At 68.9% G+C, this 14,758-nt stretch carries 13 protein-coding genes; 11 read left to right on the forward strand and 2 right to left on the reverse strand.

Going from position 1 to position 14,758, the window contains the following annotated elements:
* The first annotated feature begins 155 nt into the window (after positions 1–155).
* Positions 156–1,823, forward strand: a complete 1,668-nt coding sequence (gene ettA / locus V6S85_RS19130) for an energy-dependent translational throttle protein EttA (RefSeq protein WP_116567288.1) — start codon at positions 156–158, stop codon at positions 1,821–1,823.
* Positions 1,824–1,893: 70 nt separating this feature from the next.
* On the opposite strand, the gene V6S85_RS19135 is transcribed toward ettA, so the two are convergent.
* Positions 1,894–2,334, reverse strand: coding sequence for a hypothetical protein (locus V6S85_RS19135; protein WP_116567290.1), 441 nt, complete (start codon positions 2,332–2,334; stop codon positions 1,894–1,896).
* Positions 2,335–2,588: 254 nt separating this feature from the next.
* Here V6S85_RS19135 and V6S85_RS19140 point away from each other — a divergent pair, with 254 nt between their 5' ends.
* From V6S85_RS19140 to V6S85_RS19190, 10 genes are all read left to right on the forward strand, one after another.
* A complete protein-coding gene (locus V6S85_RS19140) occupies positions 2,589–3,548 on the forward strand; it encodes a 2-hydroxyacid dehydrogenase (protein ID WP_116567292.1) in 960 nt (319 codons plus the stop codon).
* 34 nt (positions 3,549–3,582) lie between these two features.
* On the forward strand, positions 3,583–3,948 hold the full coding sequence (locus V6S85_RS19145) for a VOC family protein (RefSeq protein ID WP_116567294.1): 366 nt from the start codon (positions 3,583–3,585) through the stop codon (positions 3,946–3,948).
* Between the two features lie 139 nt (positions 3,949–4,087).
* Positions 4,088–5,065 (forward strand): ArsR/SmtB family transcription factor, encoded by a 978-nt coding sequence (locus V6S85_RS19150; protein WP_334349931.1) that lies wholly within the window; start codon positions 4,088–4,090, stop codon positions 5,063–5,065.
* Entirely contained in the window at positions 5,062–6,012 is a 951-nt protein-coding gene (gene metF / locus V6S85_RS19155; RefSeq protein WP_334349932.1) for a methylenetetrahydrofolate reductase [NAD(P)H], read from the forward strand. The genes V6S85_RS19150 and metF overlap by 4 nt, the downstream gene beginning before the upstream one ends.
* Complete coding sequence (blaCAU, locus tag V6S85_RS19160) at positions 6,009–6,869, forward strand: CAU/MBL1b family subclass B3 metallo-beta-lactamase (protein ID WP_334349933.1); 861 nt, start codon at positions 6,009–6,011, stop codon at positions 6,867–6,869. Before metF ends, blaCAU begins: the two co-directional genes overlap by 4 nt.
* Complete coding sequence (locus V6S85_RS19165) at positions 6,866–7,957, forward strand: homocysteine S-methyltransferase family protein (RefSeq protein ID WP_334349934.1); 1,092 nt, start codon at positions 6,866–6,868, stop codon at positions 7,955–7,957. The genes blaCAU and V6S85_RS19165 overlap by 4 nt, the downstream gene beginning before the upstream one ends.
* A 14-nt stretch (positions 7,958–7,971) precedes the next feature.
* A complete protein-coding gene (locus tag V6S85_RS19170; RefSeq protein ID WP_334349935.1) occupies positions 7,972–8,976 on the forward strand; it encodes a D-alanine--D-alanine ligase family protein in 1,005 nt (334 codons plus the stop codon).
* 2 nt (positions 8,977–8,978) lie between these two features.
* Positions 8,979–9,380: a DUF4259 domain-containing protein gene (locus tag V6S85_RS19175; RefSeq protein ID WP_334349936.1), complete on the forward strand. Its 402-nt coding sequence runs from the start codon at positions 8,979–8,981 to the stop codon at positions 9,378–9,380.
* Positions 9,377–12,052 (forward strand): methionine synthase, encoded by a 2,676-nt coding sequence (metH, locus tag V6S85_RS19180; RefSeq protein ID WP_334349937.1) that lies wholly within the window; start codon positions 9,377–9,379, stop codon positions 12,050–12,052. Before V6S85_RS19175 ends, metH begins: the two co-directional genes overlap by 4 nt.
* 214 nt (positions 12,053–12,266) lie before the next feature.
* On the forward strand, positions 12,267–13,715 hold the full coding sequence (locus V6S85_RS19190; RefSeq protein ID WP_334349938.1) for a GH1 family beta-glucosidase: 1,449 nt from the start codon (positions 12,267–12,269) through the stop codon (positions 13,713–13,715).
* Between the two features lie 121 nt (positions 13,716–13,836).
* Here the strand turns inward: V6S85_RS19190 and V6S85_RS19195 are convergent, their stop codons facing one another.
* On the reverse strand, positions 13,837–14,700 hold the full coding sequence (locus V6S85_RS19195) for a hypothetical protein (protein WP_334349939.1): 864 nt from the start codon (positions 14,698–14,700) through the stop codon (positions 13,837–13,839).
* Positions 14,701–14,758 lie beyond the last annotated feature (58 nt).

Genomic DNA, 14,758 nt, shown 5'->3' on the forward strand with positions numbered 1-14,758 from the left:
TAACGTGGATCGGCGACGTGGCTGCGACGGTTCTTTGTCGCCTCGCCGACAGTCCGGCGACGAACCTGTGAAGGGGCCGCGATTGCGCAAACCGGCCTCAGCCGCTATTTGAGCGGCCGATCCCCGAACCCGACCCGAGAGACGAAAAGCCCCTCATGGCGCAGCAATACATTTTCCAGATGCAGGGCCTGACCAAGGCCTATCCCGGCGGCAAGAAGGTCTTCGAGAACATCTGGCTGTCGTTCTATTCCGACGCCAAGATCGGCGTGGTCGGCGTCAACGGCTCGGGTAAGTCGACCCTGCTGAAGGTGATGGCCGGCCTCGACAAGGAATTCTCGGGCGAGGCCAAGGCCGCCGACGGGATCAAGCGCGGCTACCTCCCGCAGGAGCCGCAGCTGGATCCGACCCTGGACGTCTGGGGCAACGTCATCGCCGACTGCGAGGACAAGAAGGTCTTCGACAAGTACAACGAACTCGCGGCCCAGCTCGGTGAGGAATACACCGACGAGCTGATGGAGGAGATGACCAAGCTTCAGGAGGTCATCGACGCCAAGGATCTGTGGGACATCGATTCCAAGATCGAAATGGCGATCGACGCCCTGCGCTGCCCGCCCAACGACGCCAACATCGAAAGCCTGTCGGGTGGTGAAAAGCGCCGCATCGCGCTGGCCCGCCTGCTGCTCAGCAAGCCCGACATCCTGCTGCTCGACGAACCGACCAACCACCTGGACGCCGAGTCGGTGGCCTGGCTGCAACACCACCTGGAAGAGTTCCCGGGCTGCGTGATCCTGGTCACCCACGATCGCTACTTCCTCGACCAGGTCACCAAGTGGACCCTGGAACTCGACCGCGGCAAGGGCATCCCCTACGAGGGCAACTACTCGGGCTGGCTCGAGCAGAAGCAGAAGCGCGTCGTCCAGGAGCAGTCGGAATCGGAAGCCCGCCAGCGCGCGCTCACCCGCGAACTGGAATGGGTGCGCAGCTCGCCCAAGGCCCGTCAGTCCAAGTCGAAGGCCCGCCTGGCCTCGTACGAGGAAATGGTCGCCGCGCAGGAAAACGCCCGCGCCGCCCAGACCCAGGCCCACATCCAGATCCCGCCCGGCCCGCGTCTCGGCAACGTGGTCCTGGAAGTCACGGGCCTGGAGAAGGAGTACGGCGACAAGGTGCTGTTCAAGGACCTGTCGTTCCGCCTGCCGCCGAACGGCATCGTCGGCGTCATCGGCCCCAACGGCGCCGGCAAGTCGACGCTGTTCAAGCTGATCACCGGCCGCGAGACCCCCGACCAGGGCACCGTCAAGGTCGGCGAGACCGTGAAGCTGGCCTATGTCGACCAGTCGCGCGACGCCCTCGACCCGAACAAGACGGTCTGGGAAGAAGTCAGCGGCGGCACCGACGTGATGGTCGTCGGCAAGCGCGAGATCAACAGCCGCGCCTATGTCGGCAGCTTCAACTTCAAGGGCGGCGACCAGCAGAAGAAGGTCGGCCTGCTGTCGGGCGGTGAGCGCAACCGCGTCCACCTGGCCAAGACCCTGGCCACCGGCGGCAACCTGATCCTGCTCGACGAACCGACCAACGACCTGGACATCGAAACCCTGCAGGCCCTGGAAGAGGCGCTCGAAGAGTTCGCCGGCTGCGCCGTGGTCATCAGCCACGATCGCTGGTTCCTGGACCGCCTGGCGACGCACATCCTGGCCTTCGAGGGCGACAGCCACGTCGAATGGTTCGAAGGCAACTTCGAGATGTACGAGGAAGACAAGAAGCGCCGCCTGGGCGCCGACAGCCTGATCCCCAAGCGGATCAAGTTCCAGAAGTTCGCCCGCTAAGAGCGAGCTTCGGTCGAAGACGAAATGAGAGGGGCGGCTCCATCGGGGCCGCCCCTTTTTGCTTGTGCGCCTACTTGGGTTCCTTCGGCGGCAGGACGGGATCCGAGCCGGGCAGGTTCGAGCCCGGGTTCGGGGCCATCATGTCGTCGGGCGGGGTGTTGGTCGGCGGCGTGACCGGCATCGAGGGCGGGGCGTCGGTGGTCGGCGGATTGACCTGGGTGCTGGCGGCCGCGTCGCCCGACATCGAGCCGGTGGTCGAGGCCGGCGGCAGGGTCGCGGAGGTGTCGGTCGACGTGCCGACCGCGGCTTCGCCGGCCCACCAGTCCTTGGTCGCGCGCTGCTTGGCCGAGGCCTTGGAATAGGCTTCGAGCTGGCCGTAGGGGATCGGCTGCTTGGGCGAGGCCACGGCGGCTGAGGCCTTGATCTTCGGATTGGCGACGGCCGCGCCGCAGACGGCCCCGGAGGCGATCAGGGCGAGCGTCGCGCCCGCCAGGAGGGTTTTCGTGAACATGGGAGCTCTCCCTAAAGCGCCGTTCTCGGCGCCAGTCGATAAAACCCCTTCGGGGCCAAGGCGTTCACAGCTTCGCCGCGAACGGAACCGTCGGCGCCCATGACGGGTTGAGAGCGGCGCTTCAGATGTTCGTGCGTCGCGTGTTGAGTGCTGGCGCGCGGGCGTCAGAGGAGTAGCCTGTCCCCTGCAAGAACGATCGTCCCGCGGATCGGCGGCGGAGGCAGTCCGCCGCGCGCCGGGACCGGAGAAGCCGTATGTCGCAGACCCCCGTCGTGAAGCCCCACATCGTCCTGTCCCACGAGATGCTCCTGCCGATGCAGCCGCTGCTCGAGGGCGCCTACGAGGTGCATCGCCTGTGGGACTATCCTGATCGCCTGGCCTTCCTGGAGGGGCCGGGCAAGCAGGTGCAGGCCATCGTCCACGCCGGCGAGATGGTGCTGCCGCGCGACCTGCTGGCGGAGATGCCGCGCCTCGGTTTGATCGCCTGTGTCAGCGCCGGCTATGACGGCGTCGATGTGCCCTGGTGCCGGGCCCACGGCCTGGCGGTGACCCACTCGGTGGGCCTCAACGCCGGCGATGTGGCCGACCATGCCCTGGGCCTGCTGCTGAGCGCCTGGCGCGGCATCGCCGAGGGCGACCGCCGGGTGCGCGCCGGCCGCTGGACCTCGATGGACCGCATGGGGGCTCGCCATGGCCTGCGCGGCCGCAAGGCCGGGATCATCGGCCTGGGCCACATCGGCGAGGCCGTCGCCCGTCGCCTCGAAGCCTTCGACATCAAGGTCGCCTGGTGGGGGCCGCGTCCCAAGGAGGCCAACTGGCCGCGCGCCGAAGGCCTGCTGGCCCTGGCGCGCGACAGCGACATCCTGGTGGTCTGCGCGCGGCCGGACGCCAGCAACCGCCACATGGTCAACGCCGGGGTGATCGACGCCCTGGGGCCGCACGGCCTGCTGGTCAACGTCTCGCGCGGGTCGCTGGTCGACGAGGACGCCCTGGTCGCCGCGCTGAAGGACGGCCGCCTGGGCATGGCCGCCCTGGACGTTTTCGAGCAGGAGCCGACGCCGCCGGCGCGCTGGGCCGACGTGCCCCACACCGTGCTGACCCCGCACATGGCGGGCGCGACGCTCGACAGCATCCCGGCCATGGTCAACCTGACCCTGGAGAACCTGCGCCGCTATTTTCTCGGCGAGCCGCTGGCCAGCCCGGTGGCGGCCTGACAGGGTCGGTCGTCGGCAAGAGGGAAGGGATCGCATGGCCAAGGTGCTGGGTCTGGGCGGCGTGTTCTTCAAGGCGGAGGACCCCAAGGGGCTGGCCGCCTGGTACGCGCGGGTGCTGGGGATCAAGGTCGAGGACTGGGGCGGGGCGATGTTCCCGCACCCGAAGGTCGGCATGACCAACTGGTCGCCGTTTCCGGCCGACACCCGCTATTTCGAGCCGTCGACCGCGCCGTTCATGATCAACCTGATCGTCGACGACATCGACGGCGTGCTGGCCAAGGCCGCCGCCGAGGGCGTCGAGCCCACGGGGCGGCAGGACGAGGAGTACGGCCGCTTCGCCTGGCTGGTCGATCCGGCCGGTTTCAAGGTCGAGCTGTGGCAACCGGCCGCCGGAGGCTAAGGATTGGAAGATTTATCCCCGATCGCGCCGCCACGGTCGCGCCAAGGGGCTTTTTGATCTCCGCGCGGCGGGATATGGAGCGCCGCGCCGTCACAGAATTCGCTTGCCAAATCGGACATAAAGATATCTTTATATCCCTATGGCGCTATCGAGCGAACAGGTTGTCGACGTACTGCGGGCGGCGGGCGAAAGCACCCGTCTGCGCATCCTCGCGCTGCTGGCCGTCGAGGAGCTTTCCGTGCTCGAGCTGTGCCGGATTCTCGACCAGAGCCAGCCGCGCGTCTCCCGTCACCTGAAGCTCCTGGCCGAGGCTGGGCTGGTCGAGCGCTTTCCCGACGGCGCGTGGGTCTTCTATCGCCTGGCCGGCACGTCCGGCGGCGGGGCGGTGGTCGCCGCGGCCCTGGCGCTGATCCAGGCCGACGACGCCGTCGTGCAGGGCGACGCGGGCCAGCTGGCCGCCGTGCGAGCCGAGCGCTCGGCCGGGGCCCAGGCCTATTTCGCCCGCAACGCCGCGCGCTGGAACGAGATCCGCTCGCTCTATGTCGACGAGAACGAGGTCGAGGCGGCCATCCTGCGCGCGACCGGCGAGGGGCCCTTCGACGAGATGGTCGACCTGGGCGCGGGCGCTGGCCGCATGCTGACGCTTCTGGGCGGACGGGCGGTGAACGCTCTGGGCCTGGACCTGTCGCAGCAGATGCTCAACATCGCCCGCGACGAGGTGGCCAAGGCCGGGCTGACGGCCTGCGAGCTGCGGCACGGCGACATCTTCGACACCGGGCTGCCGGGCGGCTGCGCCGACCTCGTCACCGTGCACCAGGTGCTGCACTATCTGGGCGACCCCGCCGCGGCCGTGGCCGAGGCTGCGCGCCTGGTCGCGCCGCGCGGCCTGCTGCTGATCGCCGACTTCGCCCCGCACGACCACGAGTTCCTGCGCGAGGCTCACCAGCACCGCCGCCTGGGCTTCGCCGACGACGAGATCCTGCCGTGGATCGAGGCCGCGGGCCTGGTCCCCGAAACCAACATCGCCCTGCCGCCGATCACGGCCGAGGGGTTGACCGTCAAGATCTGGACCGCCCGGCGCCCCGGCGCGGCCCTCGCCGAAAGGACCGCCGCATGACCCTGCCGCCCACCCGCCGCGTGATCGGGCCGGTGGCCCGCGCCGGCGAGCGTCCCGTCGGCGCCGCCCGGCCGCGCGTGTCGTTCGAGTTCTTCCCGCCCAAGACCGAGAAGATGGAAGCCAGCCTGTGGGAGGCGATCACCCGCCTGGCCCCGCTGGACCCCGCCTTCGTCTCGGTGACCTACGGCGCCGGCGGCTCGACCCGCGAGCGCACGCACCGCACCGTCAAGCGCATCCTCGACGAGACCAGCCTGAAGCCGGCCGCGCACCTGACCTGCGTCGGCGCCAGCCGCGCCGAGGTCGATGAGGTGATCCACGACTACTGGAACATCGGCGTGCGCCACATCGTGTCGCTGCGCGGCGACCCGCCTCCGGGCGAGGGCGGCATCGGCGGCGTCTACGTGCCGCGCGAGGACGGCTACAAGAACGCCACCGAGCTGACGGCGGCCCTGCGCGGCGTCGCGCCGTTCGAGGTGCTGGTCGGGGTCTATCCCGAGAAGCACCCCGAGAGCCCGTCGCTGGACCACGACATCGAGGTGCTGAAGGCCAAGGTCGACGCCGGCGCGACCCTTGGCATCAGCCAGTTCTTCTTCGACATCGACGCCTTCCTGCGCTTCGTCGACAAGGCGCGCGCCGCCGGGATCACCATCCCGATCGTGCCGGGCATCATGCCGGTGACCAACTTCAAGGGCCTCAAGACGATGTCGGCCGCATGCCAGACCTCGGTGCCGTCGTGGCTGGCAAACCTGTTCGAGGGCCTGGACGAGGATCCGGAGACCCGCCGCCTGATCGCCTGCTCGGTGGCCGCCGAGATGTGCGCCAAGCTGCAGGAGCAGGGCTTCAACGACTTCCACTTCTACACGCTGAACCGCGCTGATCTCGTCTACGCCATCTGCCGGGTGCTGGGCGTGCGCGAGACCGCCCCGGCCCACGAGGCGGCCGCATGAGGGCCCTGGTTTTCGCCCTGGCGCTGGGCCTGGCCTCGACGAGCGTCGCGGCCCGGGCCGACGACAACGCCAACTGGACGCGGCCGATCAAGCCGTACCGGGTGGCGGGCAACATCTACTATGTCGGCTCCGAGGGCCTGTCGGCCTGGCTGATCACCACGTCGGAAGGCCATGTCTTGCTTGACGGCGGTCCGTCGGCGGAAGGCGGCAAGCTGATCGAGCGCAGCATCCAGGCGCTGGGCTTCAAGCCGTCGGACGTGAAGGTGCTGATCAACACCCACGCCCACTACGACCACGCCGGCGGCCTCGCCCAGCTGAAGGCCGACACCGGCGCCAAGCTGTGGGCCTCGCGCGCCGACAAGCCGGCCCTGGAGAAGGGCCAGCACTTCGGCGACAACGCCAACGGCCTGACGCCCTTTCCGGCCGTGAAGGTCGACAAGACGTTCGGCGACGAACAGAAGCTGAAGATGGGCGGGACTACCCTGGTGGCCCACCTGACGCCCGGCCACACCATCGGTTGCACCAGCTGGACCACACAGGTGGTCGAGAAGGGGAGGCCGCTGAACGTGACCTTCCCGTGCTCGCTGTCGGTGGCCGGCAACCTGCTCGTCGGCAACAAGACCCACAAGTCGATCGTCGCCGACTATCGGGCCAGCTTCGCGGCGCTGCGGGCGATCCCGACCGACGTGATGCTGCCCAGCCACGAAGAGCAGGGCGACCTCTTGGCCAAGCGCCAGAAGCAGCTGCGCGGCGACGCCGACGCCTTCATCGATCCGACCGAGCTGACCCGCTTCGTCGACGGCTACGAGACCCGGTTCAACCAGGAACTGGCGCGCCAGCAAGGAGCCGCCAAATGACCGACCTTTCCACCCGCGACATCTCCACGAGGCTTGGCCGCGTGGCCGCCCTCAAGGCCGCCGCCAAGGAGCGCATCCTCATTCTGGACGGCTCCTGGGGCGTGATGTTCCAGAAGAAGAAGCTGACCGAGGCCGACTATCGCGCCGAGCGCTTCGCCGACTTCGACGGCCAGATGAAGGGCAACAACGACATCCTGTGCCTGACCCGGCCGGATCTCGTGGCCGAGCTGCATTACGCCTATTTCGCCGCCGGCGCCGACATCTCCGAGACCAACACCTTCTCGGGCACCACCATCGCCCAGGCCGACTATCACCTGGGCGAACAGGACGTCTGGGACATCAACCTGGAAGGCGCCAGGATCGGCCGCCAGGTCGCCGACCGCTGGAACGCCGAAAACCCCGACCGTCCGAAGTTCATCGCCGGCTCTATCGGCCCGCTGAACGTCATGCTGTCGATGTCGTCGGACGTGAACGATCCGGGCGCGCGCAAGGTGACCTTCGACCAGGTCTACCAGGCCTATCGCCAGCAGGTGGACGCCCTCTACCAGGGCGGGGTCGACCTGTTCCTGATCGAGACCATCACCGACACGCTGAACTGCAAGGCCGCCATCAAGGCGATCCTCGACTGGCGCGACGAGGGCCACGAGGAGCTGCCGATCTGGATCAGCGGCACCATCACCGACCGCTCGGGCCGCACCCTTTCGGGCCAGACCGCCGAGGCGTTCTGGAACTCGATCAAGCACGCCAAGCCGTTCGCGGTGGGCTTCAACTGCGCCCTGGGCGCGGACCTGATGCGCCCGCACATCGCCGAGATGGCCCGCATCGCCGACACCCTGGTCGCGGCCTATCCCAACGCTGGCCTGCCCAACGCCATGGGCGAGTACGACGAGGAGCCGCACGAGACCGGCCACGCCCTGCACGAATGGGCCAAGGACGGCCTCGTCAACATCCTGGGCGGCTGCTGCGGCACCACCCCCGACCATATCCGCCACGTGGCGGACGAGGTGCGCGGCGTCACGCCTCGCGCTATTCCTGAGCGCCCGAAGGCCATGCGCCTGGCGGGCCTGGAACCCTTCGAGCTGGCCTGATCGAGTACGAGACGATGCGCACCACCATTCTTTTCGGCGGCCCCAGCCGCGAGCGTCTCGTGGCCGTGGCCAGCGCCCAGAGCCTGGTCCGCGTGCTGCCCGAGGCCGAGCTGTGGTTCTGGGCGCCGGACGGCCAGGTCTATGCGGCCAGCCAGGCCGTGCTGCTGGGCCATGACCGTCCGTTCGAGCTGGACCTGCCCACCGAAGGCGCGCCGATCGGCGATATCGAGACGGCCCTGGACGTCGCCGCCCGCGAGGACCGCGTGCTGCTGCTCGGTCTGCACGGCGGTTTCGCCGAAGACGGCGGCTTGCAGGCGCTGTGCGAAGCCAGGGGCGTGGCCTTCACCGGCTCGGGCTCGGAGGCCAGCCGCCTCGCCTTCGGCAAGATCCTGGCCAAGGAAGTCGTCGGCAGGGCCGGCGTCTCGGTTCCCGAAAGCATCTTCCTGGAGGGCGCCGAGGGGGCGCTGGCCGAGTATGGTCGGTTGATCGCCAAGCCGGCCGAGGACGGCTCGAGCTATGGATTGATCTTCGTCGACGGCCCCGCCGATCTGGCGACCGTCGCCGAGGCGGCCAAGGAGATGCCTTACCTCCTCGAACCCTTCGTGCAGGGGCTGGAATCGACCTGCGGCGTGCTGGAGCTGGCCAGCGGCGAGCTGATCGCCCTGCCGCCGGTGGAGATCCGTCCGTCGGCCGGCAAGTTCGACTACAAGTCCAAGTACTTGGCCAAGGACACGGTCGAGATCTGCCCGGCCACATTCGCGCCTGAGGTCAACGGGGCCCTGCAGGACCAGGCCCTGAAGGCCCACAAGGCGCTGGGCTGCCGCGGCTATTCGCGCTCGGACTTCATCGTCTCCGAGCACGGCCTGGTCTATCTGGAGACCAACACCCTGCCGGGCCTGACGGCCTCGTCGCTGTATCCCAAGGCGCTGAAGGCGCAGGGGATCGAGTTCGGCGACTTCCTGCGCGGCCAGCTGGCCCTGGCCGAGGCCCGCGCCAAGCAGACCGTGACGGCGGCCTGATCATGGGCGCCTGGGACAACGGACCGTTCGACAACGACGAGGCGGCCGACTTCATCGAGGACCTCGCGCAGGCGCCGGACTGGCGCACGGTGGTGCGCATCCTCGAGCACGTGACCAAGGCCGCGGGCTATCTGGAAGCGCCCGAGGGCGAGATGGCCGTGGCGGCCGCGGCCATCGTGGCGGCCTGCATTGGCGACGTCGCCGTGCTGCCCGATGACCAGCGCGGCCTGAAGGAGGCCCTGGGCACCCCGCCCGAGGGCCTCGTCCAGCTGGCGCGCGCGGCCCTGGCCCGCGTGGTCGCCCCCGCTTCCGAAATCGACGAACTCTGGCAGGAAGGCGACACGCATGACGCCTGGCTGACCCATATCGCCGGCCTGCAGACCCTACTGAGCGCATCCCAATGAGACCTGTCTTCGTCAACATCGGCGAGCGGACCAACGTCACCGGTTCGGCCAAGTTCAAGAAGCTGATCGTCGAGGGCAACTTCGCCGAGGCCCTGTCGGTCGCCCGCCAGCAGGTCGAGGCCGGCGCCCAGGTCATCGACGTCAACATGGACGAGGGCCTGCTCGACAGCGAGCAGGCGATGGTCACCTTCCTGAACCTGATGGCGGCCGAGCCCGATATCGCCCGCGTGCCGGTGATGATCGACAGCTCCAAGTGGGAGGTGATCGAGGCCGGCCTGAAGTGCGTGCAGGGCAAGGCGATCGTCAACTCGATCTCGATGAAGGAAGGCGAGGCCAAGTTCATCGAGCAGGCCAAGCTGTGCCTGCGCTACGGCGCGGCCGTCGTGGTCATGGCCTTCGACGAGGTCGGCCAGGCCGACACCGCCGCTCGCAAGATCGAGATCTGCACCAAGGCCTACGATGTCCTGGTGAACAAGGTCGGCTTCCCGCCCGAAGACATCATCTTCGACCCCAACATCTTCGCCGTGGCGACCGGGATCGAGGAGCACGACAACTACGCCGTCGATTTCATCGAGGGCACGCGCGAGATCAAGAAGCGCTGCCCCTACGCCCGGATCTCGGGCGGGGTGTCGAACGTCTCGTTCAGCTTCCGCGGCAACGAGCCGGTGCGCCGGGCGATCCACTCGGTGTTCCTCTTCCACGCCATCAACGCCGGCATGGACATGGGCATCGTCAACGCCGGCGACCTGCCGGTCTATGACGACATCGACCCGGTGCTGCGCGAGGCCGTCGAGGACGTGATCCTCAACCGCCCGCAGCGGACCAACATCTCCAACACCGAGCGCCTGGTCGACATGGCGCCCGGCTACAAGGGCGAGAAGGGCGCGGCCCAGCAGGTCAACCTGGCCTGGCGCGAGGGCACGGTGGGCGAGCGCATCACCCACGCCCTGGTCAACGGCGTCACCGAGTTTATCGAGGCCGACACCGAAGAGGCGCGCCTGGCGGCCGAGCGCCCGCTGCACGTCATCGAAGGCCCGCTGATGGACGGCATGAACGTCGTCGGCGACCTGTTCGGCGCGGGCAAGATGTTCCTGCCGCAGGTGGTCAAGTCGGCCCGCGTGATGAAGCAGGCCGTGGCCTGGCTGATGCCGTTCATGGAGGCCGAGAAGGAAGGCCAGGAACGCAAGGCCGCCGGCAAGGTGCTGATGGCCACCGTCAAGGGCGACGTCCACGACATCGGCAAGAACATCGTCGGCGTCGTGCTGCAATGTAACAACTACGAGGTCGTCGACCTGGGCGTGATGGTGCCCGCCGACCGCATCCTCGACGAGGCCAAGAAGCACCAGGTCGACATGATTGGCCTGTCGGGCCTGATCACCCCGTCGCTGGACGAGATGGTGTTCGTGGCCGCCGAGATGGAGCGCCAGGGCTTCAACATCCCGCTGCTGATCGGCGGCGCCACCACCAGCCGCACCCACACGGCGGTGAAGATCGAGCCGGCCTATCGCCGCGGCCCGACCACCTACGTGGTCGACGCCAGCCGGGCTGTGGGCGTGGTCTCCTCGCTGCTGTCGCCGACCGAAAAGGACCGGGTGATGGCCGACACCCGCGCCGAGTACGTCAAGGTGCGCGAGCAGTACGCGCGCGGCCAGACGGTCAAGGCCCGCACCGCCATCGGCGAGGCCCGCAAGCGCAAGTACGCCATCGACTGGAAGGGCTATGAGCCGCCCAAGCCGCTGTTCACCGGCGCGCGGACCTTCGAACCCAGCTTGGCCGAGCTGGAGCCGTTCATCGACTGGTCGCCGTTCTTCGCCAGCTGGGAGCTGATCGGCCGCTATCCGCAGATCCTCGAGGACGACGTGGTCGGCGAGGCCGCCCGCGATCTCTATCGCGACGCCCGGGCCATGCTCGACAAGGTGATCGCCGAGAAGTGGTTCGGGGCCAAGGGCGTGATCGGCTTCTGGCCGGCCCAGGCGGTCGAGGACGACGTGGTGCTCTATTCGGACGAGACCCGTAACGTCGAGATCGCCCGCCTGCACACCCTGCGCCAGCAGATCGACAAGGGCCCGGGCACGGGCAAGGCCAACCTCGCCCTGTCGGACTTCGTCGCGCCCGTCGGCGGGCCGGCCGACTATGTCGGCGGCTTCGCGGTGACCGCCGGTCACGGCGAGGACGAGATCGTCAAGCGCTTCAAGGACGCCGGCGACGACTACAGCGCGATCATGGCCTCGGCCCTGGCCGACCGCCTGGCCGAAGCCTTCGCCGAGTGGCTGCACCACAAGGCCCGCGTCGAGCTCTGGGGCTACGCGCCGGAAGAGGGCTTCGACGCCGACCGCCTGATCGCCGAGAAGTACCAGGGCATCCGCCCGGCCCCCGGCTATCCGGCCCAGCCCGACCACACCGAGAAGGGCACGCTGTTCCGGCTGCTGGACGCCGAGGCCGCCACCGGCATGGCCCTGACCGAGAGCTTCGCCATGAGCCCCGGCGCGGCCGTTTCGGGCCTCTATTTCAGCCACCCGCAGAGCCACTATTTCGGGGTCGGCAAGATCGACTTCGATCAGGTCAAGGACTACGCCCGCCGCAAGGGCTGGGACCTGGCGACGACCGAACGCTGGCTCTCGCCGATCCTCAACTACGACCCGCTCGCCCGGGCGCGAGGCGAGGCGGCTTAAGGACCGAAAACCTCCCCCTGAAGGGGGAGGTGGCCCGAAGGGCGGAGGGGGAAAGTTCCGCTGACGGCGGTTCTTCTCACTTCTCTTTAGTTACATCCCCCTCCGTCGGCTTCGCCGACACCTCCCCCTTCAGGGGGAGGATCTGGCTGCTCTGGCCAAGCCCTGCGCTTTCAGGTCATCCTCTCCCCAACGAACGACCCTGGGGAGTGGGGCGATGGATGGGAGTGGGGTGAGCCGCCGTGCGCTGGGCGCGCTGGCGGTCGGGGGGGCGGCGGCGGGGCTGGCGGGCTGCGCCGGGCCCAAGGGCGGCGACGTGAAGCCGAAGTCGCGGGACTTTCCCAAGGATTTCGTCTGGGGCACGGCCAGCGCGGCCTTCCAGACCGAGGGCTCGCCGACCGCCGACGGGCGCGGCCCCAGTGTCTGGGACGTGTTCCAGGACCAGCCGGGCAAGATCATCGACGGTTCCGACGCCAAGGTCGCCACCGACAGCTATCGCCGCTGGGCCGAGGACGTCGACCTGGTGGCCGGGGCGGGGATGGGGGCCTATCGCTTCTCGATCTCGTGGTCGCGGGTGCTGCCGACCGGAGCGGGCGCGGTGGCCCAGGCCGGGATCGATCACTACAGCCGGCTGGTCGACCGCTTGCTGGAGAAGGGCGTCACGCCTTACGCCACGCTGTTCCACTGGGACCTGCCGCAGGCGATCCAGGATCGCGGCGGCTGGGCGGCGCGCGACAGCGCCAGGGCCTTCGCCGACTATGCGGCCCTGATCGGCGAGCGGCTGGGCGACCGGCTAAAGAAGATCATCGTGCTGAACGAGCCCGCCGTGCACACGGTGTTCGGCCATGTCACCGGCGAGCATGCGCCGGGGTTCAAGGACGTGGCCCTGCTTGGGCCGGTGACCCATCACATGAACCTCGCGCAAGGGATGGCGATCCAGGCCCTGCGCGCCGCGCACGGCGACCTGTCGATCGGCACGACCCTGGCGCTACAGCCTTGCCGGCCCGCGGGCGGCGGCCTGGCGTTCTGGAACCGCCTGGCCTCGGACGGCCTGGACGCGCTGTGGAACCGCGCCTGGCTCGATCCGCTGCTGAAGGGCGAATATCCCGACCAGATGGACGAGTTCCTGGGCGACCGTGTGCGTTCGGAGGATCTGTCCACGATCCGCCAGCGGGTCGACTTCATGGGCGTGAACTACTACGCGCCGGCCTATATGCGCCTGGCGCCGCTGTCGCCGGGGCGGATCAAGCCGGCCGATCCGCCGCGCGGCGTCGAGCTGGACGCCTTCGGGCGGCACGTCGATCCGTCGGGTCTGCTGGAGGTGCTGGCGCGGCTGCGCACCGAGTACGGCAACCCTCCGGTGTTCGTCACCGAGAACGGCTGTTCGGATCCGTTCGGCGACGGCAGGGCGATCCAGGCCGACACCTTCCGCATCGCCTTCCTGCGCCGCCACCTGCAGGCGGTGAAGGCGGCCATGGAGGCCGGCTCGCCGGTGAAGGGCTTCTTCGCCTGGTGCCTGGTCGACAACTGGGAATGGGCGCTGGGCTATCGTTCTAAGTTCGGCCTGGTCAGCCACGACCGCACGAGCGGTGAGCGCAAGCCCAAGGCCTCGTACGGCTGGTACTCGGGCCTGGCGCGGAGCGGGGTCTTGCCGACGGCGCCGTGAGGACCGCCTGGCGGCGGTCCCCTCAGTCGCTTCGCGACAGCTCCCCCAGAGGGGGAGCATCTTGGTGCTTCATCCCCCTTTGTGGGAGCTGGCCCAGAGGACCGGAAGGGGTCTTCGCCGCTTAGTCCGGCTTGCAGATCAGCACGTCCTTGCCGCCGCGCTTCGCGGGAAGGAGGCTGCCGGCGCAGGCCTGGGGATTGGCCGGGTCGATGATGATCTCGCGGCTGGCCGGCAGCTTGGCCGGGGTCGAGCCGATCGGGGCCAGCGGCTTGGCGGCCGTGGAGGCGGGCTTCGTCGCCGGCTTGGCGACGGGCTTTTGCACCGCCGGCTTGGGCGCGGGCGGGGTCGAGGCCTCGATCTTGGCCGGGGCGGGCGCCTCGACGGGGGCCTCTGCGGCGGGCGGCGGGGGTGGGGCGGCTTCCGGTTCGGGCGCCGGAGCGGCCTGCGGCTCGACCGGCACGGCGCTCTTGACGTTGTAGTTCAGGGCCTGGCCCAGCAGGTTGGACTTGGTCTCGAGGGTCTTGGCGCGGGTTTCGCAGTCGCCGGGCGGCGACCAGCTCATCCACACCTGGGCCAAGCGCGCCTTGTCGATGGCTTCCGAGCCGCCCCAGATCGAGCGGCCTTTCTTCATGGCCGCCGCGCCATACTCGGCGATCGGACGCGGGCTGGCCTTCTCGGCGGCGGTGATGGCCGAGCCGTAGGTCTTCAGGTCCGAACGCGCCTGGATGCGCATCGCCGGATATTCCTTCAGCGCCGCGGCCGCGCCGTCGGGGCCGGGGAAGGCCTTCTCGATCCGCGTCACCTCGGGCATGACCTTGTCGTAGAGGTCGACATAGCCGCTGAGCGCGCCGTAGCACCAGGCGATGTAGCCGTACTCGTCGGTCGGCGGCGTGGCCGCCGGCTGGGTGCGCGGGGGAGGAGCGGCGGTGGTCACGGGCGCGTCCTGCGCCATCAGGGCGAGAGCGAAGAGAAGGGCGGTCGCCATTCGGCCGGGAATCCTTTTCGGTAGCGTCAGTAGAGCTGACTAGATCATTTCGGGCCGC

It is taken from the genome of Caulobacter sp. CCNWLW153, from assembly GCF_036889365.1.
GTDB classification, from domain to species: domain Bacteria; phylum Pseudomonadota; class Alphaproteobacteria; order Caulobacterales; family Caulobacteraceae; genus Caulobacter; species Caulobacter radicis.